Genomic DNA, 24,488 nt, shown 5'->3' on the forward strand with positions numbered 1-24,488 from the left:
ACTTACTTTTTTACCCCAGAGTTGGAGCTTACTTGAATTTGCGTCGGCGCTGCTTAGTGAGATCCGCAACAACTGCGCGAATCCGGGGCCCCAGCAGCGACGGCTGAACCGGCCCGTCGGCGGCTTCCAGTGCCCCGGCACGGCCGTGCAGGTGGGCGGCCGCTGCCGCCAGGCGGGCATAGTGTCCCGGCTCCCGCTGATCCTCCGGCGTCCGGTCGGTAGCCAGCAGCGCACCCAGGATGCCGGAGAGCGTGTCGCCGCTTCCCGCCGTCGCAAGCCACGGCGTGGCCTCGGCCTGACTGTAAAGCTCGCCCGTGGGAGCGGCCGCCAGCGTTGCCCAGCCCTTGAGCAGGACGGTGGCGCCGGTGCGTTCCGCCGCCAGGCGGGCGTACCGCACGGGATCGGCTTCGATGTCCGCCCGCCCGGCGTCTTCGCCCAGGGAACCAAGCAGCGCGGTCAGTTCCCCGGCATGCGGGGTAAGCACGACGCCGGGGTGCAGCCCGGGGCGGACGGCGCCGATCGCGTCGGCGTCGATCACTGCCGGCAGCCCCGAGGCCATGGCGTCCCGGGCGCGGCGGCGCTGGTCTTCGTCGTTGCCGGCACCGGGTCCCGCAACCCAGGCCTGGACGTGGATGTCCCCGACCTCGTCCGGACTGCACACGGCTTCGGGGTGCGCCAGGTTGATCAGCCGCGCCACGCCGTCGGGCCCCAGATAGCGGACCACGCCGACGCCGGTGGCGAGGGCGGCGCCCGTGGCCATCAGTGCGGCTCCGGGGTAAGTCTCCGAACCGGCGGCAATACCGAGGACTCCGCGGCTGTATTTGTGGTCTGCGGGTGTCGGGACCGGCAGGAGCCGCATCAGGTCATCCCCCTGCAGCCGGTAGGCGTCCGGCGTCCCGAGGTACGGGCGCAGCCCAATGTCGATGCAGCGGATTTCCCCGGCCGCCGCAGCACCCGGGCCGGCCAGCAAACCGGTTTTTACGGCGCCGAAGGTGACGGTGAGGTCCGCGTGCAGGCAGGTTCCCTGCACCTGGCCGGAATCGGCGTTCACGCCGCTGGGCAGGTCGCAGGCCACGACCAGCGGAGCCTGTCCCCTCTTCCGCGCCGCGTTCAGCGCCTCCGCGAGCACCCGGACGGGTCCGCGCAGTCCGCCGCTGCCTCCGGTGCCCAGGACCCCGTCCAGCACGGCATCAGCCCCAAGCGCGGCGCGGGCAAGCGCGGCTGCGTTGGAATCGGTGAGGACCAGGGTCGTTCCACCCTGCGCCCGGAAGGCCGCAAGCGCCTCGGAGTGCGCTGCACCGGAGGTGAGCACCGCCGTCGCCGCTGCTCCGCGTGTGGCCAGCCGGGCGGCGGCGTAAAGCGCATCGCCGCCGTTGTTGCCGCTGCCGGCGAGCACGGTGACTGCGGAGCCGTAGATCCGGCCGCGGCGGGCCGTCAACCGGGCAGCCGTCGCCGCGTACAGCCCGTACGCGGCAAGCTGCATGAGCTCGGCGCCCCGGCCTTCGGCCAGCAGCGGGGCCTCGGCCCGGCGGACCGCAGTTCCGGTGTACGCGCTGATCATGCGCTTGTCCTAGCCCTCGGCGATGACCATTGCAGTAGCCATGTCGCCGTCGTGGCTGAGGGAAAGGTGCCAGGTCCGCACACCCTTGCCCTCTGCCACGGCGGCCACCGTTCCGTCCACCTGCAGCAGCGGGGCTCCCGCGGGATCCAGCAGGACCTGGCAGTGCTGCCAGTTCATGCCGGCGGGGGCGCCGAGGGCCTTGGCCACGGCTTCCTTGGCCGCGAACCGTGCCGCGAGCGAACGCAGGTTCAACTCCCGTTCCGCCGGGGCAAACAGCCGGGCACGGAGGCCCGGGGTCCGCTCCAGCTGGCGGCCGAACCGCGGCACGTCCACTACGTCGACGCCGATTCCAATGATCACCGGGTAACGCTCCTTATTCCACCGTGACGGACTTGGCGAGGTTACGCGGCTGGTCGACGTCGAATCCCTTGGCCGATGCCAGTTCGCAGGCGAAGATCTGCAGCGGCACGGTGGTCAGCAGCGGGGCCAGCAGGGTGGGGGTTTCCGGCACGTAGAAGACGTGCTCCGCGTAGGCCTTGACTGCGTCGTCGCCCTCTTCAGCGATCACGATCGTCTTGGCGCCGCGGGCACGGATCTCCTGGATGTTTGAGACCACCTTGGCATGCAGTGAATCCCGGCCGCGGGGCGACGGGACCACCACGAACACGGGCTGGCCTTCCTCGATGAGGGCGATCGGTCCGTGCTTCAGCTCGCCGGCGGCGAATCCCTCGGCGTGGATGTAAGCCAGTTCCTTCAGCTTCAGGGCGCCTTCCATGGCCACCGGGAAGCCGACGTGGCGGCCGAGGAACAGCACCGAACGGGTGTCCTTCATCAGCTGCGCCAGTTCCTTGATCTGCCCGGAGTTGTCCAGTACCTGCTGGATCTTGTCCGGCACCTTGGCCAGGTCCGCCAGGATGTCCTTGATCTCGCCCTGGAACTTGTTGCCGCGGATCTGTGCCAGGTAGAGGCCCAGCAGGTAGGCGGCAGTGATCTGTGCCAGGAACGCCTTGGTGGAGGCAACGGCGATTTCCGGTCCGGCGTGCGTGTAGAGAACGGCGTCCGATTCGCGCGGGATGGTGGAACCGTTGGTGTTGCAGATGGCCAGGATCTTCGCGCCCTGTTCCTTGGCGTAACGCACGGCCATCAGCGTGTCCATGGTTTCACCGGACTGGGAGATGGCCACGACCAGCGTGTTCGAGTCGACAATCGGATCGCGGTAGCGGAATTCGTGGCTGAGCTCCACCTCGACCGGCAGCCGGCACCAGTGCTCGATGGCGTACTTGGCCACCTGCCCGGCGTACGCGGAGGTGCCGCAGGCCAGCACCATGATCTTGTTGACGTTCTTGAGTTCCTCGGGGCTGACGCGCAGCTCATCGAGGGTGAGGCGTCCGTCGACGTCGGAGCGGCCCAGCAGGGTGTCCCCCACTGCCTGCGGCTGGTCGTTGATTTCCTTCTCCATGAAGGAGTCGTAACCGCCCTTTTCGGCGGCGGCGGCATCCCAGTTCACGTGGAACTCGGTGCCGACAGCCGGTTCGCCGTAGAAATCGGTGATCGCCACGGTGTCAGGCGTGATGGTTACCACTTGGTCCTGCCCGAGCTCGACGGCGCGGCGGGTGAAGTCGATGAAGCCCGAGACATCCGAGCCCAGGAAGTTCTCGCCCTCGCCCAGGCCGACGACGAGCGGCGAGTTACGCCGGGCGGCAACCACGGTGCCGGGCGAATCGGTGTGCACGGCCAGCAGGGTGAACGCACCTTCGAGCTGCTGGCAGGCAAGCTGCATGGACTTTGCCAGGTCCGCGTCGCCGTCACCCCGGTAGATGGAGGCCAGCAGCGCTGCGGCCACCTCGGTGTCGGTTTCGGAAACAAATTCCGCACCGGCGTCCAGCAGTTCGGCCTTCAGCTCGGCGAAGTTCTCGATAATGCCGTTGTGGATCACGGCCAGGCGCCCGTTGTCCGCGAGGTGCGGGTGGGCGTTTTCGTCGGTGGGACCGCCGTGCGTTGCCCAGCGGGTGTGCCCGATGCCCGTGGTGGCAGGGGTCAAAGGAGCGGCGGCGAGTTCTGCCACCAGGTTTGCCAGCTTGCCGGACTTCTTGCGGTACTCGATACCGAGGGGCGTGAGGACGGCGACGCCGGCGGAATCATAACCCCGGTATTCCAGCCGCCGAAGGCCTTCCATGACGACGTCGAGAGCCCCGTGCCCGCCTGCGCTAATACCTGCAACGGCGTCCGGGCGGCCTGCATATCCAATAATTCCACACATAGCACTAAGCGTACCGGCCCGCGGACCGGATGCCGAAAGCATGGTGCCCTTCAGCCCGTTGCGATACCTTTGCGCGGTTCGGGCCGTTTGGGTTTGCCTGCCGTTCAGGGCAGAATTCCTAAGGTGACCGAACGCCATGTAAAGTCCTCCGCGGCACCGCCGCCCGAGAGCAGTTTCACTCCCTTTGTCGAGCTGGACCGCAAGACCTGGTCGCGGCTGTCACATGAGATCCGTTCCCCGCTCAACCAGGACGACATCCTCCGGCTGCGCGGCCTCGGTGACCAGCTGAACCTCGATGAGATCAAGGAGGTCTACCTCCCGCTCTCCAGGCTGCTGAATCTGTATGTTGCCGCCGCCGGGCGCCTGCACAGTGCCACCACCACGTTCCTGGGCGAGAAGACCACCCGCACCCCGTTCGTGATCGGGGTGGCCGGATCCGTGGCGGTGGGCAAGTCGACCACTGCCCGGGTCCTGCGCGAAATGCTGCGCCGCTGGCCGGAAACGCCCAACGTGGAACTCATCACCACTGACGGTTTCCTGTACCCCAACGCAGAGCTGGAACGACGCGGCCTGATGCAGCGCAAGGGCTTCCCGGAATCCTATGACCGCCGCCGGCTGCTGCGCTTTGTCAGCGAGGTCAAGAGCGGCGCCGAGGAGGTTCGGGCCCCGAAGTATTCACACCTGACGTACGACATTGTCCCCGGCGAAGACGTGGTGGTCCGCCGCCCGGACGTGCTGATCGTGGAGGGACTGAATGTCCTGGCCCCGGCCCGGACACGCGCCGACGGGCGTTCGGGCCTCGCGCTGAGCGATTTCTTCGACTTTTCCATCTACGTGGACGCCAGGACCTCCTACATCGAGGAATGGTACGTCCAGCGTTTCCAGTCCCTGCGCACCGGGGCCTTCGCGGATCCGGCGTCGTACTTCCACCGCTACGCGGACCTGACGGATGAAGAGGCGCGGGCCACGGCCCTGGACATCTGGAAACGGATCAATGAGCCGAACCTCACCACCAACGTGCTGCCCACGAGGGGCCGCGCCCAGCTGGTGCTGACCAAGGACGCGGACCACTCCGTGAGGCGGATGCTCCTGCGCAAGACCTGATCTTCGGCGCAGGCGCCCGCCCCTGCAGCGGGGCGGGCGGCTGCTAGACCGCTGCTCCGGCGCCGGTGCTGAGCGCCAGGTGGGTTTCAACCGTTTCGGCGAGCCGCCGGGCCGTGTCGGCCGCTGTCTCCATATCCGCGGCCTCCACCATGACCCGGACCACCGGTTCGGTACCCGAGGGACGCAGCAGCACGCGCCCGGTTTCGCCCAGGGCCTGCCCGGCCTGCTGGACCGCGAGCCGTACCGGCTCGTTGGTCTCCACGGCGGATTTGTCCACGCCCTTGACGTTGATGAGCACCTGCGGCAGTTTCTGCATAACGCCGGCGAGCTCTTTCAGTGTCTTGCCGGTCCGTGCCACCTGCGCTGCAAGCTGCAGGCCGGTCAGGACACCGTCTCCGGTGGTCGCATATTCCGAGAAGATGACGTGCCCGGACTGCTCTCCGCCCAGGCTGTAGCCGCCGCGGCGCATCCCCTCAAGCACGTAGCGGTCCCCCACGCCGGTTTCGATGATCTGGATGCCTGCCCCGCGGAGGGCGAGCTTGAGTCCGAGGTTGCTCATGACCGTAGCCACCAGCGCATTGTCCTTGAGCTTGCCGGCATCCTTCATGGCGACGGCCATGATTGCCATGATCTGGTCCCCGTCGACCACCGTGCCCTCGTGGTCCACTGCAAGGCAGCGGTCGGCGTCGCCGTCGTGGGCAATGCCCAGATCGGCACCGTGCGCCACGACGGCAGCCTGCAGCTGCTCGAGGTGCGTTGAGCCGTAGCCCTCGTTGATGTTGAGTCCGTCCGGTTCGGCGCCGATGACCACTACCTCGGCACCGGCGTCGGCGAAGACCTGGGGCGAGCAGCCGCTCGCTGCGCCGTGCGCGCAGTCCAGGACGACCTTCAGGCCTTCAAGCCGGTTGGGGAGGGTCTGCAGCAGGTGGATCACATAGCGGTCTTCGGCGTCCGCAAAGCGGTGGATCCGGCCCACCTGGCTTCCGGTCGGACGCATGCTGGGAAGTGCCATTTCGGCTTCGATGGCGTCCTCGACGGCGTCATCAAGCTTCTGCCCGCCGCGGGCCAGGAACTTGATGCCGTTGTCGGGGGCGGCATTGTGCGAGGCGGAGATGACGACGCCGAAATCGGCCCCGAGGTCGGCAACCAGGTAGGCCGCGGCCGGGGTCGGCAGCACGCCGGCGTCGTAGACATCCACGCCGGAGCTGGCGAGTCCGGCCTCCATGGCGGCGGAGATGAAGTCACCGCTGATGCGCGGATCGCGGGCAACCACAGCGACCGGACGACGGCCCTGTTCCACCCGGCGGTGGCCCAGCACCACTGCTGCGGCCTGAGCGAGTCCGAGGGCAACTTCGGCGGTGATCAGCCCGTTCGCCAGCCCACGGACGCCGTCCGTTCCAAACAATCTAGTCATTACGTATCCTCAAGCAGGTTGTAGCCACAGCGGGAGCCGCTCACGGGCAACTTACTGGCCCATTCTGCCACCGGTGCACCCCTGTCTCCGAAACGGGAAGGACCGATGCGCGTACCGGACGGGTAAATACCGGCATCGGTGTGGCCAATCCAACTCTGCCGGCAATCCTTAACGCCAAAAGGCAGCCGCCGTAGCGACTGCCTTTTGGTAAAACCCTAATGCCAACCACAAGCACCCAACGGGCGCTTGTGGAGCCAGGCGCCAATTCAGCGCGAGGGCCCCGGGGCGGCGTACCGCCCGCCAAAGGGCCCCCGGGAGGGGGGAAATATGACGTGGTGGGCCCCCCCCCGGCCGCTTGCGCCGCCTCCCCCCATCCCCGCGGGTGGGCCCGGGGGCCCATCCCCCCCCCCCACGCCGCCCCGGGAAGCGCTGAATTAGCGCTTGGAGTACTGAGGTGCCTTACGGGCCTTCTTGAGACCGGCCTTCTTACGCTCGATGACGCGGGCGTCACGAGTCAGGAAGCCTGCCTTCTTCAGGGCGGGGCGGTTGTTCTCGCGGTCAATCTCGTTCAGCGAGCGGGCAACGCCCAGACGCAGCGCGCCGGCCTGGCCGGAGGGGCCGCCGCCGTGGATGCGTGCAATGACGTCGTATGCGCCTTCGAGGTCAAGAAGCTTGAACGGCTCGTTGACTTCCTGCTGGTGCAGCTTGTTCGGGAAGTAATCCTCGAGCTCGCGGTCGTTGACGATCCACTTGCCGGTACCCGGGACGAGGCGCACGCGGGCAATTGCCTGCTTGCGGCGTCCGACGGCGGAGCCGGGGACGGTCAGGGCGGGGCGTTCCTTGACATCGGCCTGGACCGAGTCAGAGGATTCCGAGGTGTAGCTCGAAAGCTCCTCGGTGTTTTCATTCAGCTCTTCAGTGTTCTGAGCCACGATTCTCCTTGAATTAATTTCTTAGTTGGCGGGCCAGAACTACTGGGCGACCTGGTTGATTTCGTAGGTCTTGGGCTGCTGAGCGGCGTGCGGGTGCTCAGCACCGCGGTAGACCTTCAGCTTGCTGATCTGGTCAGCAGCCAGGGAGTTCTTGGGCAGCATGCCGCGGATGGCCTTCTCAACTGCACGTACCGGGTTCTGCTCCAGCAGTTCGGCGTAGTTGACGGAGGACAAACCGCCCGGGTAACCCGAGTGGCGGTAGGCACGCTTCTGTTCGAGCTTGGCGCCGGTCAGGGCAACCTTCTCGGCGTTGATGATGATGACGAAATCGCCCATGTCCATGTGGGGAGCAAAGGTCGGCTTGTGCTTTCCGCGCAGCAGTGTTGCGGTCTGGCTGGCAAGACGGCCTAGGACAACGTCGGTGGCGTCAATGACGTGCCACTGGCGGTTGATGTCGCCGGGCTTCGGGGTGTACGTACGCACGGTGTTTGCCTTCGTTTCTTCTTCTTAGGTGGCGCGCCGCCCATGGATGCCATGGACAGTGCAGCTTCTCTATGCGTTACCGGATGGTCAGGTGAGGACTGAATTAACCAGTGGTCCTGAGATCTCGGCTATTTCCCCGGGGCCAGGTGGCTCTGCAACTGAGCCGCTCCCGTGGGCATAGGCCTATCGAGGTAGGACACGCACAACGACTATAAACAATAGCCTGCTTGCGTAGTCAGGTCAAAAGCTGTCCCCGCGTTATGGTTCCAGCGCCGGATATTGGATTTGCCCCTATTTTAGGGCGTGGATGCCCGGATCCGCTATTTGCGCTGTGCGCGGGTGAGCTCGGCCCGGCGGGCGAGATCGGCGTCGGCCGGATAACGGACTTCTTCCAGCACCAGCGGATGGGGCGGCGCCAGCAGGGACCTTGAGTCCCGGATGCGCGCGAACATCCGTTCCGCCAGCCATTGGGGGCGCCGCTCCCCCGAACCGACCAGCAGCGAACCGCCCACCAGCGAGCGGACCATGTTGTGGCAGAAGGCATCCGCCTGGATATGGGTGGTGATGACGCCGTCGGCGCCGCGGTGGAAACTGAACTCCAGGAGTTCACGGGTGGTGGTCGAGCCGATGCGCGGTTTGCAGAAGGAGAGGAAGTCCCGGATACCCAGCACGCCGGCCGCGGCTTCGTTCATCAGGTCGGTGTCCAGGGCTTCCTTGAACCACAGAGTGGTATGCCGTGACAATGGGTCCCGGGTTTCGGGAAGGTCGCAGATGCGGTAGCTGTAGCGCCGCCAGAGTGCCGAGAAACGCGCGTCAAAGCCCGCGGGAGCCGGTACGGCGGACAGCACTTCCACTGCACCGCCGAGCGCGTCCACGGCCCTGCGCTGCAGCCCTGCCTCACGCGCAGGCATGGTCAGCTCCTTGTTGAGCACCCCGTGGAGCCTGCGCCGCAGGGAAACACCCGGATCCAGGTCCCGTCCCCGTGCGAGTTCATGCCATTCGGCCTCGGTGAGATCCAAATGCACCACCTGTCCCCTGGCGTGGACACCGGCGTCGGTCCGTCCCGCCACGGTCGTTCGGACCGGACGGCGCAGCAGGACTGCCAGCGCGTCCTCCACCAGGCCCTGGACGGTCCGGAGCCCGGGCTGGGCGGCCCAGCCGGAGAAGGGGGCACCGTCATAAGCGAGGTCCATCCGGACGCGGAAAGGCCCGCCATCCATTTCGGGGACGGCGGGCCTTTCAATAGTCATAGCACCCATATTAAGGGCACCGGGACTTCAACGAAGAATTACTTCTTCTCTTCGGTCTCTTCGCTTGCTTCGACTGCCTCATCAGCGGAGTCGGCAGACTCAGCCGATTCAGCGGAATCGGCGGACTCGGCGGAGTCGGCAGACTCAGCGGAATCAGCAGATTCGACGGCCGGCGCCGGAGCGGCTGCTGCCGCTGCGGTGCTGGCTTCAGCCACTACGGACTGCTTGGCAGAAAGCGGTTCCAGGACCAGTTCGATGACAGCCATGGGAGCGTTGTCGCCCTTGCGGTTGCCGATCTTGGTGATACGGGTGTAGCCGCCGTCGCGCTTCTCGACTGCCGGAGCAATGTCGGTGAAGAGCTCGTGGACGATGCCCTTATCGGAGATCAGGGCCAGGACGCGACGGCGGGAGGACAGGTCCCCGCGCTTTGCGAACGTGATCAGGCGTTCTGCGTAGGGACGCAGACGCTTGGCCTTGGTCACCGTGGTGGTGATCTGCTTGTGCTCGAACAGCTGCGCGGCAAGGTTGGCCAGCATCAGGCGCTGGTGTGCCGGGCTGCCTCCGAGGCGCTTACCCTTGGTGGGTGTAGGCATTACTTTTTCTCCTCAAACGGTGCCGTGCGGTGCTCAATGGCCCGAACGGCAAGAATTTGCTTCAGTTAGAGCTCGTCGTCCGAGTATTCGGACTCGTCCTCTTCAATAGCTGCGGCATGTGCGGCCAGATCGAACCCGGGAGGGGAATCCTTCAGGGACAGACCCAGTTCAACCAGCTTTGCCTTCACCTCGTCGATGGACTTCGCGCCGAAGTTGCGGATGTCCATCAGGTCAGCCTCGGAGCGGGCTACGAGTTCACCCACGGTGTGGATGCCTTCGCGCTTGAGGCAGTTGTACGAACGCACGGTCAGCTCGAGGTCTTCGATCGGCAGGGCCATGTCGGCTGCCAGTGCGGCATCCGTGGGGCTCGGGCCGATTTCGATACCTTCAGCGGCGGTGTTGAGTTCACGTGCCAGGCCGAACAGTTCAACCAGGGTGGTACCGGCAGAGGCGACGGCGTCGCGCGGTGCAATGGCATCCTTGGTTTCAACGTCAACGATCAGGCGGTCGAAGTCGGTGCGCTGTTCAACACGGGTGGCCTCCACGCGGAAGGTCACCTTCAGGACCGGCGAGTAGATGGAGTCAACCGGGATGCGGCCGATCTCCTGGTCACCGGACTTGTTCTGGCTGGCCGACACGTAGCCGCGGCCGCGCTCGATGGTCAGTTCGAGTTCGAACTTGCCCTTCGAGTTCAGCGTGGCGATGTGCAGGTCGGGGTTGTGGAACTCCACGCCGGCCGGCGGAGCGATGTCCGCAGCCGTAACCACGCCGGGGCCCTGCTTGCGCAGGTACGCCACAACGGGTTCGTCGTGCTCGGAGGAAACCGAGAGGTTCTTGACGTTCAGGATGATCTCAGTGACATCTTCCTTGACGCCGGGAACCGTCGTGAACTCGTGCAGCACGCCCTCGATGCGGATGCTGGTTACAGCGGCACCGGGAATGGAGGACAGCAGGGTACGACGGAGGGAGTTACCAAGGGTGTAACCGAAACCCGGCTCCAGGGGTTCAATGATGAACCGTGAGCGGTTGTCGGCTACGACTTCTTCGGTGAGGGTGGGGCGCTGTGCAATGAGCACTTGCATTTCCTTTCAGCGAGCATCCGCTATATGACGCAACACAAATGGTGGAAACGACGACGACGGGTCTTCCGCGGGCGTCTTGGACGGCTTACAGCCAGCCCGGGACCGGTGCCCTCCGGCGGGCAGCCCACGAAGTGGACTACCCGCCGGTGGAACCGGAACCGCAGTGCTGCTTATACGCGGCGGCGCTTCGGGGGACGGCAGCCGTTGTGCGCGCTCGGGGTGACGTCCTGAATGGAGCCAACCTCCAGGCCGGTGGCCTGCAGCGAACGGATGGCGGTCTCGCGACCGGAGCCCGGACCCTTCACGAAGACGTCGACCTTGCGGACGCCGTGCTCCTGTGCGCGCTTAGCGGCAGCTTCAGCAGCCATCTGAGCAGCGAACGGGGTGGACTTACGGGAGCCCTTGAAGCCAACCTCACCGGCGGAAGCCCATGAGATAACAGCACCGGACGGGTCCGTGATGGACACGATGGTGTTGTTGAAGGTGCTCTTGATATGCGCCTGGCCGAGCGCGATATTCTTCTTATCCTTGCGACGCGGTTTGCGGACCGCTCCACGAGTCTTGGGGGGCATTACTTCTCCTACAAAGAGTTTGGTTTAGGTGGCCCGGATTCGGGCCGTGGCCGAAAGACCGCTTATTTAGCGGCCGGCCTTCTTCTTACCGGCAACGGTGCGCTTCGGGCCCTTACGGGTACGAGCGTTGGTCTTCGTGCGCTGACCGTGGACGGGCATGCCGCGGCGGTGCCGGATGCCCTGGTAGCTGCCAATCTCGACCTTGCGGCGGATGTCGGCGGCCACCTCACGGCGGAGGTCACCCTCAACCTTGAAGTTGCCCTCGATGTAGTCACGCAGCTGAACGAGTTCAGCGTCGGTGAGGTCCTTGACGCGAGTATCCGGGCTGATGCCGGTCTCTACAAGGGTCTGCTCTGCACGGGTCTTGCCCACGCCGTAGATGTAGGTAAGCGCAATCACTACCCGCTTTTCGCGGGGAATGTCAACGCCAGCGAGACGTGCCATATCGGCGGTTCTCCTTTGGTTATTACCGGAGGTCTGAAGCAGTGCGTCCCTGTTGCCAGGTCCCCGGCCTCCGTACCGGGGGTATGCGTCACGCGTATAGACGCTGCACTGCCATATTGAATTAACTACGCGTGGGCTGATCCCCTGAATCAGGAGCCCTCTTACCGGTGCCCTTTCGGACCTCGGAGCTAGAGAAGCAGATTAGCCCTGGCGCTGCTTGTGGCGCGGGTTCTCGCAGATCACCATGACTCGACCGTTACGGCGAATCACCTTGCACTTATCGCAGATCTGCTTGACGCTCGGCTGGACCTTCATGGTTTTCCTTTGCGTGGTTGCAGGGTTGAGCTTGAACGGTCAGTGAACCGGCAGGCCGGTGCGCTGTCCGTCTTTGCAGCGGTTTATTTGTAGCGGTAGACGATGCGACCCCGGGTGAGGTCGTACGGGCTAAGTTCCACCACAACGCGGTCTCCTGGGAGGATGCGAATGTAGTGTTGACGCATCTTTCCCGAGATGTGTGCGAGCACAATGTGGCCGTTGGCCAACTCAACGCGGAACATCGCGTTGGGCAGGGCCTCGTTTACCGAGCCCTCGATCTCAATGACGCCGTCTTTCTTGGCCATATCCTCCGCTAACGTCTGTGTCGCCGGCGGAACGCCGGCAACGGTTTTTCGAATGTGGCTGGTCTGTCCGGTCCGGGCCGCCGCATCGGCGCACAAAGCATCGAAAGCGGTCAATCCGGGCACGAATGTAGAGACAACCAACAGATAACTCTACGGGAAGACCCCCCATAAGTTAAATCGTTCCACCTGTCCAGTCCCTGAACGGGCGGTTCGGATAGCCGCCTTCCCTCCCCCGGACGCCAGGCAGGCCCCGTTCCGGAAGGGAACGGGGCCTGCCTGGGGTGTTCACAACACGTACTCCCTAGGGAATCGGAACCGGGGTGACCCCCAGCGGCTCCAGCCGGGAGGCGCCGCCGTCGGGCGACGTGAGGACCCAGATGCCCTTTTCATGGATGGCAACGGAGTGCTCCCACTGGCTTGACCTGCTTCCGTCCTCGGTGACAACCGTCCAGTCATCGTCGAGGGTGCGGGTGAGGATCTTCCCGCGGACCAGCATCGGTTCGATGGCGAGGCACAGGCCCGGCCGCAGCTTGGGACCGCGGTGTCCGGTCCGGTAATTCAGCACGTCCGGGGCCTGGTGCATCTCGGTGCCGATGCCGTGGCCGACATAGTCTTCGAGGATGCCCAGTTTCCGGCCCGGGACGCTGCTGACGTAATCGTCCACGGCGTCGCCGATGTCGCCCACGAACTTGCCTTTGGCAGCAGCGGCGATGCCGTGCCACATGGCGTTCTCGGTGACATCGGACAGCCGCTGGTCCTCGGGATCCGGTGTACCCACGATCACGGTGCGTGCGGAGTCCGAATGCCAGCCGTTCACCACTGCGCCGCCGTCGATGGAAATGATGTCGCCGTCCTGCAGCACCCGGTCCCCCGGGATGCCGTGGACAACTTCCTCGTTCACGGAGGTGCACACCGTGGCCGGGTAGCCGTGGTAGCCCAGGAAATTCGAGGTTGCCCCCGCTTCCTTCAGTACCCGGGCAAATACTGCGTCTATCTCGCGTGTGCTGACCCCGACCTCGGCGGCCTTCACGGCCGCATCGAGAGCGGAGATCAATACAAGGCCGGCTTCGCGCATGATGCGCATCTGCTCGTTGGTTTTGTATTCGATTCGAGGCTGGCCGAACATGTGTCTTCTAACTTCCTAGCGGATAACTTTTAGCGCCGGTGCTTCTTTAGCGCAGGTCCTTCAGTGCTTCCATAACGCGCTCGGTGACGTCGTCGATGCCGCCGAGTCCGTCAACGCGGGTCACGATGCCGCGGTCCTCGTAACGGGCGACGACGTCGCCCGTCTGCTGCTTGTAGAGGTCCAGGCGGTGCCGAATGACGTCTTCGGTGTCATCGCTGCGGCCTTCGAGCTCCGCACGCTTCAGCAGCCGGGCGACGAGTTCGTCGTCGTCGGCCGTCAGCAGAAGCACCGCGTCGAGCTTCTGGCCGTTGCCGGCCAGGATGTCGTCCAGTTCCTCCACCTGCGCCACGGTGCGCGGGTAGCCGTCAAGCAGGAAGCCCGATTCGACGTCGTCCTCCGTCAGCCGGGTGCGCACCATGTCGTTGGTGACGGAATCCGGAACGAAGTTGCCGGCGTCGATGTACTTCTTGGCCTCTACGCCAAGGGGAGTCTGTTCCTTGACGTTGAAACGGAAAATGTCTCCGGTCGATATTGCCGTGACACCGAGCCGGTCCGAGATGCGGGCCGCCTGAGTTCCTTTACCGGCACCGGGAGGCCCGATAATGAGCATTCTTGTCATCGCAATAACCCTTCGTAGTGACGTTGCTGGAGCTGCGCGTCAATTTGCTTAACCGTTTCCAGTCCCACACCAACCATGATGAGGATTGACGTTCCGCCGAACGGGAAGTTCTGGTTAGCTCCAACCAACACCAGAGCAATCAGCGGGATCAGGGCGACAAAGCCCAGGTAAAGGGCGCCGGGCAGGGTGATCCGGGAGAGCACGTACTGCAGGTATTCGGCGGTGGGGCGGCCGGCACGGATGCCGGGAATGAAGCCGCCGTATTTCTTCATGTTCTCCGAGACCTCGTCCGGGTTGAACGTGATGGAGACGTAGAAGTAGGTGAAGAAGACGATCAGCAGGAAGTACACCAGCATGTACAGCGGGTGGTCGCCGCTGACGAGGTAGTTGTTGATCCAGACCACCCATCCCGGCGGCGTGCCCTCGCGGGGCGTATTGAACTGCGCCAGCAGGCTGGGCAGGTACAGCATGGAGGACGCGAAGATCACGGGGATCACGCCGGCCATGTTCACCTTGATCGGGATGTAGGTGTTGGTGCCGCCGACCGTCCGGCGGCCGACCATCCGCTTGGCGTACTGCACCGGGATCCGGCGCTGTGACTGTTCCACGAAGATGACCAGCGCAACCGTCAGGACGCCGACGGCGATGACGGCCAGGAAGATAGTCCAGCCCTGCGCGCTGAGGATGGCGCCGAGGGCGCTGGGGAAGGACGCCGCGATGGAGGTGAAGATGAGCAGCGACATACCGTTGCCCACACCCTTTTCCGTGACGAGCTCGCCCATCCACATGATGACGCCGGTGCCGGCGGTCAGCGTGACGATGAGCAGCAGGACGGTGACCATGTTGTCATCCGGGATGATCGGCAGGGCGCACTGGTTGTTGAAGAGCGCGCCCGAACGGGCCAGGGAGACGACAGTCGTCGCGTTGAGCAGGCCCAGTGCGATGGTGAGGTACCGGGTGTACTGCGTCAGCTTCGACTGGCCCTGCTGGCCTTCGTCGTAGAGAGCCTGGAAGTGGGGGATCACGACGCGCAGCAGCTGAACAATGATGCTGGCGGTGATGTAGGGCATGATGCCGAGGGCAAAGATGGAGACCTGCAGCAGCGCACCGCCGCTGAAAAGATTGACGAACTGGTAAATGCCACCTGAGGTGGCACCCAGATTCAAGCACTGCTGCACATTGCCGTAGTCAACACCCGGGGCCGGGATAAAAGCACCCATGCGGAAGATAGTGATGATACCCAGCGTAAACAACAGCTTGCGTCGCAGGTCTGGCGTCCGGAAAGCCCGGCCAATAGCGCTAAGCAAGCGTCCTCCTGAAGTTTGGAAAGTCCCATGCGGACTTGTGACAGAAACAGAGTCTAGCCGCTCGCGGCCCGTACTGCGTTAACGCCGGACGGGACGCGGTAGTTGCCTTAAACGGAACTGAACTCCCGGCGGACCGGATGGGCCCGCCGGGAGTTCAGTGGTGAAACGCTGGATCGTGCGCCCCTGCCCTGTCCGGACGCATAAAGCGTCCGGACGGGGAGGGAAGCAGACCCGCCACGTGGTCTTAGACCGTGGTGGTGGATCCGCCGGCTGCGGCGATCTTTTCTGCAGCGCTGGCGGAGAAGGCGTTGGCGGAGATATCAACCTTGACGGTGATGTCGCCGGAGCCGAGTACCTTCACGGGCTGGTTCTTGCGAACCGCACCCTTTGCAACCAGTGCTTCGATGTCCACGGCGCCGCCTTCGGGGAACAGCTCCGAGATCTTGTCCAGGTTTACAACCTGGAACTCGACCCGGAACGGGTTCTTGAAGCCGCGCAGCTTCGGCAGACGCATGTGCAGCGGAAGCTGTCCGCCTGCGAAACCTGCCTTGACCTGGTAGCGGGCAGCCGTACCCTTGGTACCGCGGCCTGCCGTCTTACCCTTGGAACCTTCACCGCGGCCAACGCGGGTCTTAGCCGTCTTGGCACCGGGTGCCGGACGCAGGTGATGGACCTTAAGAGTTCTGTTTTCTTCGGGCATGTTACTTCGCCTCCTCAACCTTCACGAGGTGCGGAACCGTGTTGATCATGCCAACGGTCACTGCATCAGCAGTACGGACGACGGAGTCGCCGATGTGCTTCAGGCCCAGTGAACGCAGCGTGTCGCGCTGATTCTGCTTACCACCGATGGTGGACTTGATCTGAGTGATTTCCAGCCGAGCCGTGCTAACGGCAACGTTCTTCGGAGTCGACATCAGGCACCTGCCTTCTGCATGTTGCGGAGCATCGCGTAGGGAACGACCTGGTCGAGCGGAAGGCCGCGGCGTGCTGCCACTGCCTGGGGCTCCTCGAGGCGCTTCAGCGCATCAACCGTGGCGTGCACGATGTTGATGGCGTTGGAGGACCCGAGCGACTTGGACAGGACGTCGTGGATACCGGCGCATTCGAGAATGGCGCGGACCGGACCACCGGCGATAACACCGGTACCGGGGGAAGCCGGACGCAGCAGGACAACGCCTGCAGCAGCTTCACCCTGGACGAGGTGCGGGATGGTTCCACCGATGCGCGGGACGCGGAAGAAGGTCTTCTTGGCTTCTTCAACGGCCTTCGCGATAGCGGAGGGAACTTCCTTTGCCTTGCCGTAGCCAACGCCGACCATGCCGTTGCCGTCACCGACAACAACGAGGGCGGTGAAGCTGAAGCGACGGCCACCCTTGACCACCTTGGCAACGCGGTTGATGGTCACGACGCGTTCAATGAACTTGTCCTTCTCATCGTTGCGTCCGCCGTCGCGGCCACCGCGGCCACCGCGTTCTCCGCGGCCTCCACGGTCGGAGCCGCGCTGCTCGCCGCGACGTCCGCCGCGGCGGTCGTCGGTACCGGTGGCTGCGGCTTCCTTGGTCTCAGTTGCCTCAGCAGCTGTAGCTTCAGTCACCTGATTTTCCTTTTCCTTGTTTACCTCGGTCACAGTGCCAGCCCACCTTCACGTGCGCCGTCTGCAACTGCAGCAATACGGCCGTGGTAGCGGTTACCACCGCGGTCAAAGACAACGGATTCGACGCCGGCGGCCTTGGACCGCTCAGCGACGAGTTCGCCGACGCGCTTGGCCTTGGCGGTCTTGTCGCCGTCCAGGGCACGCAGATCCGCTTCCATGGTGGAGGCGGAAGCCACGGTTACGCCGCGGGTGTCATCGACAACCTGGACGAAGATGTGGCGGGCAGAGCGGTTGACCACGAGGCGCGGGCGAACCGCGGTTCCGGAAATCCGCTTGCGGATACGCAGCTGGCGACGGCTGCGCAGGGCAGACTTGCTCTTGCTGTTTCGCTTCTTATTAATGCTGATGGCCATGGTTACTTACCAGCCTTTCCGACCTTGCGGCGGACAATCTCGCCGGCGTAACGAATACCCTTGCCCTTGTAGGGGTCGGGCTTACGCAGCTTGCGGATGTTGGCGGAAACCTCGCCCACCTGCTGCTTGTCGATACCGGACACGGTGACCTTCGTCGGGCCAACCACGGTAAGCGTGATGCCTTCGGGGGCCGCGACGGGGACCGGGTGGCTGTAGCCGAGGGCGAACTCGAGGTCCGAACCCTTCGCAACAACGCGGTAACCGGTACCAACGATTTCCAGATCCTTCTTGTAGCCCTCGGTCACGCCGGTGATCATGTTGCTGATCAGCGTGCGGGTCAGGCCGTGGAGGGAGCGGGATTCACGCTCGTCGTTCGGGCGGGTAACGGTGATGGTGCCGTCTTCAAGCGTTGCCGTGATCGGGCTGGGCACAGTGTGGCTCAGCTCGCCCTTGGCGCCCTTGACGGATACAACGTTGCCGTTGATGGCGATATCTACTCCGGCAGGAACCGGGATGGGCAGACGTCCAATACGTGACATTTTTCTTTCCCTTCCCTGCTACCAGACGTAGGCGAGGACTTCCCCACCTACACCCTTCTTGGCGGCCTGGCGGTCAGTCAGGAGACCTGACGACGTCGACAGGATTGCGATACCCAGACCACCCAGCACGTGCGGCAGGTTGGTGGACTTCGCGTAAACGCGCAGACCGGGCTTGGAGATGCGGCGAACACCGGCGATGGAACGCTCGCGGTTCGGACCGAACTTGAGATCCAGGGTCAGCTTCTTGCCAACCTCGGCCTCTTCTTCCTTCCAGCCGGCGATGTAGCCCTCGGCCTTCAGGATGTCAGCAACGCGCGCCTTGAGCTTGCTGTAAGGCATGGACACGGAATCGTGGTATGCCGAGTTTGCATTGCGCAGACGCGTGAGCATATCTGCGACAGGATCTGTCATTGTCATTTGGGCTCTTGCCCTCCCTCGTAACGGTTTCCTGCAGGAGTCCCGTGCGGCGTTGCCTCACGGTTTTCCGTCGGACCTGTTACGTAGTAATTAATCTTCGGATTTGAACGGGAAGCCGAGCGCCTTCAGCAGCGCGCGTCCCTCGTCATCGGTCTTTGCGGTGGTAACCACGGTGATGTCCATGCCGCGTACGCGGTCGATCTTGTCCTGATCGATTTCGTGGAACATCGACTGCTCGGTCAGACCGAACGTGTAGTTGCCGTTGCCGTCGAACTGCTTGCCGTTCAGGCCGCGGAAGTCACGGATACGGGGCAGTGCCAGGGAAACCAGCCGGTCAACGAATTCCCACATGCGGTCGCCGCGCAGCGTAACGTGCGCACCGATCGGCATGCCTTCGCGCAGCTTGAACTGTGCGATGGACTTGCGTGCCTTGGTGACCTGGGGCTTCTGGCCCGTGATCTGGGTGAGGTCGCGGACAGCGCCGTCAATGAGCTTGGAGTCCTTGGCGGCATCTCCAACACCCATGTTCACAACCACCTTGACGAGGCGGGGAACCTGGTTGACGTTCGAGTAGTTGAATTCGTCCTGCAGGGTCTGCTTGATCTCCGCTGCGTAGCGGGTCTTCAGACGGGGAACGATCTTGGTGACAGTCTCAGTCATTAGAGGTCCTTCCCAGAGCCCTTGGCCACGCGGATACGCACAATGCGCTCACGGCCATCTTTTTCGACGGTTGCGGTGCGGAAGCCAACGCGGGTCGGCTTCTTGGTCTCCGGGTCGACAACTGCGACGTTGGAAACGTGGATCGGGGCTTCAACAACCTCGATGCCGCCGGTCTTGGAACCACGGGAGGACTGGCCAACCTTGGTGTGCTTGGTGACGCGGTTGATGCCTTCAACGAGAACGCGGTTGCTCTCGGGGAAAACCTTCAGAACCTTGCCCTGCTTACCGCGGTCTCCGCCGCGCTCAGCCTTTGCACCGGTGATGACCTGAACGAGGTCACCCTTCTTGATTTTTGCCATGGACTACAGCACCTCCGGAGCCAGCGAAATGATCTTCATGAACTTCTTGTCGCGAAGTTCGCGGCCGACCGGCCCGAAGATACGGGTACCACGGGGGTCGCCGTCGTTCTTCAAGATCACTGCAGCGTTCTCATCGAACTTGATGTAGGAACCGTCCTGGCGGCGGCGTTCCTTCTTGGTACGGACGATGACGGCCTTGACCACGTCGCCCTTTTTGACGTTGCCGCCGGGAATTGCATCCTTGACGGTGGCAACAATGGTGTCGCCAATGCCTGCGTAGCGACGGCCGGATCCACCGAGAACGCGGATGGTCAAGATTTCCTTGGCACCCGTGTTGTCGGCGACCTTCAGTCGCGACTCCTGCTGAATCACTTATTACTCCTGTCGTCGCGCCGGTTCTCTTCTACTGAGCCTGGCGGAACGGATATGGGTGGACCCCGTAATACTGGTACTCAACCCCGGGCGGCCGGCCGCACGCCAGTGCAGCCGCCTACGCGGAGTCGAACAAGATTATCGGGCTTTTGTCTCATTCGGCGGTGAGATAGCCGGTCGGTTTCCAGTTCCCCTTCGGGACCGGATTCCGGACATACTTCCCCACCACACAGACAAGATTTCAAGTTTATCGCGAAAAGGCCCCGGATGCGAAATCGAAGACGATAACGCGGCCGGGGCCCTCACGCTGTGGACGGTGCCGGCGTGTTCCCCGCCTGAGGCAGTGAACACACCGGCGGGCCGCCGGTACTTCTTACTACTAGGTTACTTGGCCTTTTCGAGGATCTCGACCAGGCGCCACCGCTTGGTAGCGGACAGCGGCCGGGTCTCGGCGATCAGCACGAGGTCACCAATGCCGGCAGCGTTCTGCTCGTCATGGGCCTTGCGCTTCTCGGTCCGGCGAATAACCTTGCCGTAAAGGGCGTGCTTCACGCGGTCTTCAACCTGGACGACGATGGTCTTGTCCATCTTGTCCGAGACCACGTAGCCGCGTGCGGTCTTCCGGTACCCGCGGGCATCGGCGCCGTTTGCGTCAGTTGTCACTGCTGCCTCATTCTTGTTTTCGCTCACTTGGCATCATCCTCAGCGACCTTGGCTTCAGCTTCAGACTTGTCAGCCTTCTTCTTTGACTTCTTCGGTGCCTCGGGTGCTGCTTCCTCAACGGGAGCGGTAACCTCGGGACGAATGCCCAGCTCGCGCTCACGCAGCACCGTGTAGATGCGGGCGATATCGCGCTTGACTGCACGCAGACGACCGTGGTTTTCCAGCTGGCCGGTGGCCGACTGGAAGCGGAGGTTGAACAGCTCCTCCTTGGCCTTGCGCAGTTCTTCTACGAGACGGTCCTTATCGAAGCCGTCAAGCTGCTCAGTTGTCAGCTCTTTTGATCCAACTGCCATTTCTATTCACCACCCTCGCGACGCACAATGCGTGCCTTCAACGGCAGCTTATGGATCGCCAGGCGCAGGGCCTCACGAGCTACCTCTTCGGAAACACCGGAGAGTTCGAAGAGAACCCGGCCCGGCTTGACGTTTGCAACCCACCACTCCGGAGAACCCTTACCGGAACCCATACGGGTTTCAGCAGGCTTCTTCGTCAGCGGACGGTCCGGGTAGATGTTGATCCAGACCTTACCGCCACGCTTGATGTGGCGTGTCATGGCAATACGCGCAGCTTCAATCTGGCGGTTGGTGACGTACGCAGGCGTCAGAGCCTGGATACCCCACTCGCCGAAGCTGACGGCGGTGCCGCCGGTTGCAGCGCCGGAGCGACCCGGGTGGTGCTGCTTACGGTATTTGACTCGACGTGGGATAAGCATTTAAGCCTGTCCTCCTTCTGCTGCGGGGGCAGCTGCCTCAGCGGCCGGAGCCTCTGCAGCAGCGGGCGCGGCGGCTTTGTCGCCGCGCTCGGGACGACGACGGCGGTCGCCGCCACGGTCACCGCGGTCGGCCGGGCCGCGGCCCGGACGATCGTTGGAGCGTCCGCGGGACGGTGCAGCAGCCTGCTGTGCAGCCAGTTCCTTAGCGGTAACGTCGCCCTTGTAGATCCAGACCTTCACGCCGATACGGCCGAAGGTGGTCTTGGCTTCGAAGAAACCGTAGTCGATCTGCGCGCGGAGGGTGTGCAGGGGCACACGGCCTTCGCGGTAGAACTCGGAACGGCTCATTTCAGCGCCGCCCAGACGACCGGAGCACTGGATACGGATACCCTTGGCGCCTGCACGCTGTGCGGACTGGATGGCCTTCTTCATCGCACGGCGGAAAGCCACGCGGGAAGAGAGCTGCTCAGCAACACCCTGGGCAACAAGCTGTGCTTCCATCTCGGGGTTCTTGACCTCGAGGATGTTCAGCTGGACCTGCTTGCCGGTGAGCTTTTCGAGCTCGCCGCGGATGCGGTCTGCTTCGGCGCCGCGGCGGCCGATCACGATGCCCGGACGTGCGGTGTGGATATCCACACGGACACGGTCACGGGTGCGCTCGATCTCAACCTTGGCGATGCCGGCGCGGTCCATGCCGGTGGACATCAGCTGACGGATCTTGATGTCCTCGCGGACGAAGTCCTTGTAACGCTGGCCCGGCTTGTTGCTGTCAGCAAACCAGTGCGATACGTGGTCAGTGGTGATGCCGAGTCGGAACCCGTGCGGGTTTACCTTCTGTCCCACTTAGCGTTCCTCCTCGATCGTAGGGGTTGCGACTACCACGGTGACGTGGCTGGTCCGCTTGTTGATGCGGTAGGCGCGGCCCTGGGCCCGCGGCTGGAACCGCTTCATGGTGGGTCCTTCATCAACGAATGCTTCGCTGACGAAGAGGTCACCCTCGTCGAAGGCCACGCCGTCACGGTCCGCGAGGACACGTGCATTGGCCATAGCCGACTGAATTACCTTAAGTACCGGCTCCGAAGCTGCCTGGGGGGCAAACTTCAGAATTGCCAGAGCCTCATTCGCTTGCTTGCCACGAACAAGGTTGACGACGCGCCGGGCCTTCATAGGCGTTACGCGGATATGACGCGCAATTGCCTTGGCTTCCATTGCTTTCCTTCTCTCGTCTTCTGCCGAAAGAGCAGCGCCTAGCGGCGCTTGCCCTTGCGGTCGTCCTTCACATGGCCGCGGAATGTCCGCGTCAGAGCGAATTCGCCGAGCTTGTGCCCGACCATCGACTCGGTGACAAACACCGGAATGTGCTTACGTCCGTCGTGTACGGCGATCGTGTGCCCGAGCATGTCGGGGATGATCATCGAACGGCGTGACCACGTCTTGATGACGTTCTTGGTGCCCTTTTCGTTTTCGGCCGCTACCTTGAGAAACAGGTGCTGGTCGACGAAGGGGCCTTTCTTCAGGCTGCGTGGCATGTTTCCAGGCTCCTATCGCTTGTTCTTGCCGGAACGACGGCGACGCACAATGAGGTTGTCGCTCTCTTTATTGGAACGGCGGGTACGGCCTTCGCGCTTACCGTTCGGGTTGACCGGGTGGCGTCCACCGGAGGTCTTACCTTCACCACCACCGTGCGGGTGGTCGACCGGGTTCATGGCGACACCACGGACGGTCGGGCGTACGCCCTTCCAGCGCATACGGCCGGCCTTGCCCCAGTTGATGTTCGACTGCTCGGCGTTGCCGACCTCGCCGATGGTGGCGCGGCAGCGGACGTCGACGTTGCGGATTTCGCCGGAGGGCAGACGCAGCTGGGCGAAGCGGCCTTCCTTGGCAACGAGCTGAACGGATGCACCGGCGGAGCGGGCCATCTTGGCGCCGCCGCCCGGACGCAGTTCAACGGCGTGGATGGTGGTACCCACGGGGATGTTACGCAGGGGCAGGTTGTTGCCGGGCTTGATATCAGCGCCGGCGCCTGCCTCTACGAAGTCGCCCTGCTTGAGCTTGTTCGGAGCAATGATGTAACGCTTGGTGCCATCAACGTAGTGCAGCAGCGCAATGCGGGCGGTACGGTTCGGATCGTATTCGATCTCGGCAACGCGTGCGTTGACGCCGTCCTTGTCGTGGCGGCGGAAGTCGATCAGACGGTACTGACGCTTGTGTCCACCACCCTTGTGCCTGGTCGTGATCTTACCGGTGTTGTTACGGCCGCCCTTTTTGGGCAGCGGACGTACCAACGACTTTTCCGGCGTCGACCGAGTGATTTCGGTGAAGTCGGCTACGCTCGAGCCGCGACGGCCCGGAGTAGTCGGCTTGTATTTACGGATTCCCATTATTTATTCCTCGTTAAAGTGGTCTCCGCCCTAGCTGAGCGGACCGCCGAAGATGTCGATTGTGCCGTCCTTGAGGGTGACAATTGCGCGCTTGGTGCTCTTGCGCTGTCCCCATCCGAACTTGGTGCGCTTACGCTTACCGGCACGGTTGATGGTGTTGATCGAGTCGACCTTGACGGAGAAGATTTTCTCCACGGCCAGCTTGATCTCGGTCTTGTTGGAGCGGGGGTCGACCAGGAAGGTGTACTTACCTTCGTCAATCAGGCCGTAGCTCTTTTCCGAGACGACGGGTGCAAGCACTACGTCGCGCGGATCCTTAGCGGTGGTCGCGCTCACTTGGCGTCCTCCTTGACAGTGTTCTTGCCGACGAACTCGTCGTAGGCAGCCTTGGTGAAGACCACGTCGTCGGCAACAAGCACGTCATAGGTGTTCAGCTGATCTACGTAGATCACGTGAACAGCCGGAACGTTGCGCACTGAAAGTGCGGCAACATCGTTGGCGCGCTCGATAACAACGAGCAGGTTCTTGCGGTCGGAAACCGAACGCAGGGCGCTCAGTGCGTCCTTGGTGGAAGGCTTGGTGCCTTCAACCAGGGATTCGAGGACGTGGATACGGCCGTTGCGTGCCCGGTCCGACAGGGCGCCGCGCAGTGCAGCAGCCTTCATCTTCTTGGGGGTGCGCTGGCTGTAATCGCGGGGCGTCGGTCCGTGGACTACGCCGCCGCCGGTCATGTGAGGAGCACGGATGGAGCCCTGACGAGCCCGGCCGGTGCCCTTCTGCTTGAACGGCTTGCGGCCTGCGCCGCTTACCTCGGCGCGCGTCTTCGTCTTGTGCGTACCCTGGCGGGCGGCTGCAAGCTGAGCAACTACCACCTGGTGGAGCAGCGGTACGTTCGTCTGAACGTCGAAGATCTCTGCGGGGAATTCAACAGTGGTTTCGTTAGCCATGAGA

The 24,488-nt window shown here is 63.5% G+C and carries 35 protein-coding genes; 1 reads left to right on the plus strand and 34 read right to left on the minus strand.

What is annotated here, in order from left to right; genetic code table 11:
- Positions 1 to 28 precede the first annotated feature (28 nt).
- Genes LOC60_RS01700 through glmS form a run of 3 tightly spaced genes read right to left on the minus strand, consistent with a single transcriptional unit; the run spans position 29 to position 3,821 of the window.
- Positions 29 to 1,561 carry an NAD(P)H-hydrate dehydratase gene (locus LOC60_RS01700; RefSeq protein WP_230021097.1) on the minus strand — a complete coding sequence of 511 codons (1,533 nt, stop codon included), beginning with the start codon at positions 1,559 to 1,561 and terminating at the stop codon, positions 29 to 31.
- A 9-nt stretch (positions 1,562 to 1,570) separates the two neighbouring features.
- Positions 1,571 to 1,921 (minus strand): holo-ACP synthase, encoded by a 351-nt coding sequence (locus tag LOC60_RS01705; RefSeq protein ID WP_230021099.1) that lies wholly within the window; start codon positions 1,919 to 1,921, stop codon positions 1,571 to 1,573.
- Between the two features lie 13 nt (positions 1,922 to 1,934).
- A complete protein-coding gene (gene glmS / locus LOC60_RS01710; protein ID WP_230021100.1) occupies positions 1,935 to 3,821 on the minus strand; it encodes a glutamine--fructose-6-phosphate transaminase (isomerizing) in 1,887 nt (628 codons plus the stop codon).
- A 123-nt stretch (positions 3,822 to 3,944) separates the two neighbouring features.
- Between glmS and coaA the strand changes: the two genes are divergently transcribed.
- Positions 3,945 to 4,925, plus strand: coding sequence for a type I pantothenate kinase (coaA, locus tag LOC60_RS01715; protein WP_230021102.1), 981 nt, complete (start codon positions 3,945 to 3,947; stop codon positions 4,923 to 4,925).
- Between the two features lie 43 nt (positions 4,926 to 4,968).
- On the opposite strand, the gene glmM is transcribed toward coaA, so the two are convergent.
- The 31 genes from glmM to rplD all read right to left on the minus strand — a co-directional run bounded on the left by glmM (position 4,969) and on the right by rplD (position 24,484).
- Positions 4,969 to 6,339 (minus strand): phosphoglucosamine mutase, encoded by a 1,371-nt coding sequence (gene glmM / locus LOC60_RS01720; protein ID WP_230021107.1) that lies wholly within the window; start codon positions 6,337 to 6,339, stop codon positions 4,969 to 4,971.
- 434 nt (positions 6,340 to 6,773) lie between these two features.
- On the minus strand, positions 6,774 to 7,271 hold the full coding sequence (gene rpsI, locus LOC60_RS01725; protein WP_227918696.1) for a 30S ribosomal protein S9: 498 nt from the start codon (positions 7,269 to 7,271) through the stop codon (positions 6,774 to 6,776).
- A 39-nt stretch (positions 7,272 to 7,310) separates the two neighbouring features.
- Entirely contained in the window at positions 7,311 to 7,754 is a 444-nt protein-coding gene (rplM, locus tag LOC60_RS01730; protein ID WP_227918698.1) for a 50S ribosomal protein L13, read from the minus strand.
- A 320-nt stretch (positions 7,755 to 8,074) separates the two neighbouring features.
- A complete protein-coding gene (locus LOC60_RS01735) occupies positions 8,075 to 9,004 on the minus strand; it encodes a tRNA pseudouridine synthase A (protein ID WP_230021109.1) in 930 nt (309 codons plus the stop codon).
- 38 nt (positions 9,005 to 9,042) lie between these two features.
- Complete coding sequence (gene rplQ, locus LOC60_RS01740; protein WP_230021111.1) at positions 9,043 to 9,597, minus strand: 50S ribosomal protein L17; 555 nt, start codon at positions 9,595 to 9,597, stop codon at positions 9,043 to 9,045.
- Between the two features lie 65 nt (positions 9,598 to 9,662).
- Entirely contained in the window at positions 9,663 to 10,673 is a 1,011-nt protein-coding gene (locus LOC60_RS01745) for a DNA-directed RNA polymerase subunit alpha (RefSeq protein ID WP_230021113.1), read from the minus strand.
- A 176-nt stretch (positions 10,674 to 10,849) separates the two neighbouring features.
- Positions 10,850 to 11,251 carry a 30S ribosomal protein S11 gene (rpsK, locus tag LOC60_RS01750; RefSeq protein ID WP_049829160.1) on the minus strand — a complete coding sequence of 134 codons (402 nt, stop codon included), beginning with the start codon at positions 11,249 to 11,251 and terminating at the stop codon, positions 10,850 to 10,852.
- Positions 11,252 to 11,317: 66 nt separating this feature from the next.
- Entirely contained in the window at positions 11,318 to 11,695 is a 378-nt protein-coding gene (rpsM, locus tag LOC60_RS01755) for a 30S ribosomal protein S13 (RefSeq protein WP_230021123.1), read from the minus strand.
- Between the two features lie 201 nt (positions 11,696 to 11,896).
- Positions 11,897 to 12,010, minus strand: a complete 114-nt coding sequence (gene rpmJ, locus LOC60_RS01760; protein WP_012397712.1) for a 50S ribosomal protein L36 — start codon at positions 12,008 to 12,010, stop codon at positions 11,897 to 11,899.
- Positions 12,011 to 12,093: 83 nt separating this feature from the next.
- Positions 12,094 to 12,315 carry a translation initiation factor IF-1 gene (gene infA, locus LOC60_RS01765; RefSeq protein WP_055239372.1) on the minus strand — a complete coding sequence of 74 codons (222 nt, stop codon included), beginning with the start codon at positions 12,313 to 12,315 and terminating at the stop codon, positions 12,094 to 12,096.
- A gap of 301 nt (positions 12,316 to 12,616) precedes the next feature.
- Complete coding sequence (gene map / locus LOC60_RS01770; RefSeq protein ID WP_230021125.1) at positions 12,617 to 13,441, minus strand: type I methionyl aminopeptidase; 825 nt, start codon at positions 13,439 to 13,441, stop codon at positions 12,617 to 12,619.
- Positions 13,442 to 13,487: 46 nt separating this feature from the next.
- Positions 13,488 to 14,060, minus strand: coding sequence for an adenylate kinase (locus tag LOC60_RS01775; protein WP_230021127.1), 573 nt, complete (start codon positions 14,058 to 14,060; stop codon positions 13,488 to 13,490).
- Positions 14,057 to 15,367: a preprotein translocase subunit SecY gene (gene secY, locus LOC60_RS01780; protein ID WP_230021129.1), complete on the minus strand. Its 1,311-nt coding sequence runs from the start codon at positions 15,365 to 15,367 to the stop codon at positions 14,057 to 14,059. The genes LOC60_RS01775 and secY overlap by 4 nt, the downstream gene beginning before the upstream one ends.
- A 244-nt stretch (positions 15,368 to 15,611) precedes the next feature.
- Positions 15,612 to 16,067, minus strand: a complete 456-nt coding sequence (gene rplO / locus LOC60_RS01785; RefSeq protein WP_230021131.1) for a 50S ribosomal protein L15 — start codon at positions 16,065 to 16,067, stop codon at positions 15,612 to 15,614.
- 1 nt (position 16,068) lies between these two features.
- Positions 16,069 to 16,281, minus strand: a complete 213-nt coding sequence (rpmD, locus tag LOC60_RS01790) for a 50S ribosomal protein L30 (RefSeq protein WP_146361114.1) — start codon at positions 16,279 to 16,281, stop codon at positions 16,069 to 16,071.
- On the minus strand, positions 16,281 to 16,961 hold the full coding sequence (rpsE, locus tag LOC60_RS01795) for a 30S ribosomal protein S5 (protein ID WP_227918719.1): 681 nt from the start codon (positions 16,959 to 16,961) through the stop codon (positions 16,281 to 16,283). Before rpsE ends, rpmD begins: the two co-directional genes overlap by 1 nt.
- A gap of 29 nt (positions 16,962 to 16,990) precedes the next feature.
- A complete protein-coding gene (gene rplR / locus LOC60_RS01800) occupies positions 16,991 to 17,374 on the minus strand; it encodes a 50S ribosomal protein L18 (RefSeq protein WP_230021132.1) in 384 nt (127 codons plus the stop codon).
- Between the two features lie 2 nt (positions 17,375 to 17,376).
- The gene (rplF, locus tag LOC60_RS01805; RefSeq protein ID WP_230021134.1) at positions 17,377 to 17,913 is read right to left on the minus strand and encodes a 50S ribosomal protein L6; all 537 of its coding nucleotides are present in this window, start codon (positions 17,911 to 17,913) and stop codon (positions 17,377 to 17,379) included.
- An 18-nt stretch (positions 17,914 to 17,931) separates the two neighbouring features.
- Positions 17,932 to 18,330, minus strand: coding sequence for a 30S ribosomal protein S8 (gene rpsH / locus LOC60_RS01810; protein ID WP_146361106.1), 399 nt, complete (start codon positions 18,328 to 18,330; stop codon positions 17,932 to 17,934).
- A gap of 90 nt (positions 18,331 to 18,420) precedes the next feature.
- Positions 18,421 to 18,990, minus strand: a complete 570-nt coding sequence (gene rplE / locus LOC60_RS01815; RefSeq protein ID WP_230021136.1) for a 50S ribosomal protein L5 — start codon at positions 18,988 to 18,990, stop codon at positions 18,421 to 18,423.
- On the minus strand, positions 18,990 to 19,349 hold the full coding sequence (rplX, locus tag LOC60_RS01820) for a 50S ribosomal protein L24 (RefSeq protein ID WP_230021138.1): 360 nt from the start codon (positions 19,347 to 19,349) through the stop codon (positions 18,990 to 18,992). Before rplX ends, rplE begins: the two co-directional genes overlap by 1 nt.
- Positions 19,350 to 19,352: 3 nt before the next feature.
- Entirely contained in the window at positions 19,353 to 19,721 is a 369-nt protein-coding gene (gene rplN / locus LOC60_RS01825) for a 50S ribosomal protein L14 (protein WP_055239356.1), read from the minus strand.
- Between the two features lie 384 nt (positions 19,722 to 20,105).
- A complete protein-coding gene (gene rpsQ / locus LOC60_RS01830) occupies positions 20,106 to 20,411 on the minus strand; it encodes a 30S ribosomal protein S17 (RefSeq protein WP_279326965.1) in 306 nt (101 codons plus the stop codon).
- Positions 20,408 to 20,737 carry a 50S ribosomal protein L29 gene (gene rpmC, locus LOC60_RS16145; protein WP_269440127.1) on the minus strand — a complete coding sequence of 110 codons (330 nt, stop codon included), beginning with the start codon at positions 20,735 to 20,737 and terminating at the stop codon, positions 20,408 to 20,410. The genes rpsQ and rpmC overlap by 4 nt, the downstream gene beginning before the upstream one ends.
- 2 nt (positions 20,738 to 20,739) lie before the next feature.
- On the minus strand, positions 20,740 to 21,156 hold the full coding sequence (gene rplP, locus LOC60_RS01840; protein WP_055239353.1) for a 50S ribosomal protein L16: 417 nt from the start codon (positions 21,154 to 21,156) through the stop codon (positions 20,740 to 20,742).
- Entirely contained in the window at positions 21,157 to 21,999 is an 843-nt protein-coding gene (rpsC, locus tag LOC60_RS01845) for a 30S ribosomal protein S3 (protein WP_227918732.1), read from the minus strand. It lies immediately after the preceding gene.
- Complete coding sequence (gene rplV / locus LOC60_RS01850) at positions 22,000 to 22,365, minus strand: 50S ribosomal protein L22 (RefSeq protein ID WP_227918735.1); 366 nt, start codon at positions 22,363 to 22,365, stop codon at positions 22,000 to 22,002.
- A gap of 38 nt (positions 22,366 to 22,403) precedes the next feature.
- On the minus strand, positions 22,404 to 22,685 hold the full coding sequence (rpsS, locus tag LOC60_RS01855) for a 30S ribosomal protein S19 (RefSeq protein WP_104052734.1): 282 nt from the start codon (positions 22,683 to 22,685) through the stop codon (positions 22,404 to 22,406).
- Between the two features lie 12 nt (positions 22,686 to 22,697).
- A complete protein-coding gene (rplB, locus tag LOC60_RS01860; RefSeq protein WP_230021140.1) occupies positions 22,698 to 23,537 on the minus strand; it encodes a 50S ribosomal protein L2 in 840 nt (279 codons plus the stop codon).
- A gap of 30 nt (positions 23,538 to 23,567) precedes the next feature.
- Positions 23,568 to 23,873, minus strand: a complete 306-nt coding sequence (rplW, locus tag LOC60_RS01865) for a 50S ribosomal protein L23 (protein WP_066295939.1) — start codon at positions 23,871 to 23,873, stop codon at positions 23,568 to 23,570.
- Entirely contained in the window at positions 23,870 to 24,484 is a 615-nt protein-coding gene (gene rplD, locus LOC60_RS01870; protein WP_227918737.1) for a 50S ribosomal protein L4, read from the minus strand. Before rplD ends, rplW begins: the two co-directional genes overlap by 4 nt.
- Positions 24,485 to 24,488: the final 4 nt, after the last annotated feature.

It is taken from the genome of Arthrobacter sp. zg-Y769, from assembly GCF_020907405.1.
In the GTDB taxonomy this organism is placed as follows: Bacteria; Actinomycetota; Actinomycetes; order Actinomycetales; family Micrococcaceae; genus Arthrobacter_B.

What these genes read in the sequence shown, in the direction of transcription:
- rplX (WP_230021138.1), bottom strand. Translation starts at nt 19,349, where the DNA reads ATGGCAAAAATCAAGAAGGGTGACCTCGTTCAGGTCATCACCGGTGCA.
- LOC60_RS01775 (WP_230021127.1), bottom strand. Translation starts at nt 14,060, where the DNA reads ATGACAAGAATGCTCATTATCGGGCCTCCCGGTGCCGGTAAAGGAACT.
- LOC60_RS01700 (WP_230021097.1), bottom strand. Translation starts at nt 1,561, where the DNA reads ATGATCAGCGCGTACACCGGAACTGCGGTCCGCCGGGCCGAGGCCCCG.
- rpsS (WP_104052734.1), bottom strand. Translation starts at nt 22,685, where the DNA reads ATGCCACGCAGCCTGAAGAAAGGCCCCTTCGTCGACCAGCACCTGTTT.
- rpmJ (WP_012397712.1), bottom strand. Translation starts at nt 12,010, where the DNA reads ATGAAGGTCCAGCCGAGCGTCAAGCAGATCTGCGATAAGTGCAAGGTG.
- rplR (WP_230021132.1), bottom strand. Translation starts at nt 17,374, where the DNA reads ATGGCCATCAGCATTAATAAGAAGCGAAACAGCAAGAGCAAGTCTGCC.
- rplP (WP_055239353.1), bottom strand. Translation starts at nt 21,156, where the DNA reads ATGCTTATCCCACGTCGAGTCAAATACCGTAAGCAGCACCACCCGGGT.
- LOC60_RS01735 (WP_230021109.1), bottom strand. Translation starts at nt 9,004, where the DNA reads ATGACTATTGAAAGGCCCGCCGTCCCCGAAATGGATGGCGGGCCTTTC.
- rplO (WP_230021131.1), bottom strand. Translation starts at nt 16,067, where the DNA reads ATGCCCGAAGAAAACAGAACTCTTAAGGTCCATCACCTGCGTCCGGCA.
- rplE (WP_230021136.1), bottom strand. Translation starts at nt 18,990, where the DNA reads ATGACTGAGACTGTCACCAAGATCGTTCCCCGTCTGAAGACCCGCTAC.
- rpmD (WP_146361114.1), bottom strand. Translation starts at nt 16,281, where the DNA reads ATGTCGACTCCGAAGAACGTTGCCGTTAGCACGGCTCGGCTGGAAATC.
- glmM (WP_230021107.1), bottom strand. Translation starts at nt 6,339, where the DNA reads ATGACTAGATTGTTTGGAACGGACGGCGTCCGTGGGCTGGCGAACGGG.
- rpsK (WP_049829160.1), bottom strand. Translation starts at nt 11,251, where the DNA reads ATGCCCCCCAAGACTCGTGGAGCGGTCCGCAAACCGCGTCGCAAGGAT.
- map (WP_230021125.1), bottom strand. Translation starts at nt 13,441, where the DNA reads ATGTTCGGCCAGCCTCGAATCGAATACAAAACCAACGAGCAGATGCGC.
- rpsH (WP_146361106.1), bottom strand. Translation starts at nt 18,330, where the DNA reads ATGACAATGACAGATCCTGTCGCAGATATGCTCACGCGTCTGCGCAAT.
- infA (WP_055239372.1), bottom strand. Translation starts at nt 12,315, where the DNA reads ATGGCCAAGAAAGACGGCGTCATTGAGATCGAGGGCTCGGTAAACGAG.
- rplD (WP_227918737.1), bottom strand. Translation starts at nt 24,484, where the DNA reads ATGGCTAACGAAACCACTGTTGAATTCCCCGCAGAGATCTTCGACGTT.
- rpsM (WP_230021123.1), bottom strand. Translation starts at nt 11,695, where the DNA reads ATGGCACGTCTCGCTGGCGTTGACATTCCCCGCGAAAAGCGGGTAGTG.
- rpmC (WP_269440127.1), bottom strand. Translation starts at nt 20,737, where the DNA reads ATGGCAGTTGGATCAAAAGAGCTGACAACTGAGCAGCTTGACGGCTTC.
- rplV (WP_227918735.1), bottom strand. Translation starts at nt 22,365, where the DNA reads ATGGAAGCCAAGGCAATTGCGCGTCATATCCGCGTAACGCCTATGAAG.
- rplB (WP_230021140.1), bottom strand. Translation starts at nt 23,537, where the DNA reads ATGGGAATCCGTAAATACAAGCCGACTACTCCGGGCCGTCGCGGCTCG.
- rplQ (WP_230021111.1), bottom strand. Translation starts at nt 9,597, where the DNA reads ATGCCTACACCCACCAAGGGTAAGCGCCTCGGAGGCAGCCCGGCACAC.
- glmS (WP_230021100.1), bottom strand. Translation starts at nt 3,821, where the DNA reads ATGTGTGGAATTATTGGATATGCAGGCCGCCCGGACGCCGTTGCAGGT.
- rplF (WP_230021134.1), bottom strand. Translation starts at nt 17,913, where the DNA reads ATGTCACGTATTGGACGTCTGCCCATCCCGGTTCCTGCCGGAGTAGAT.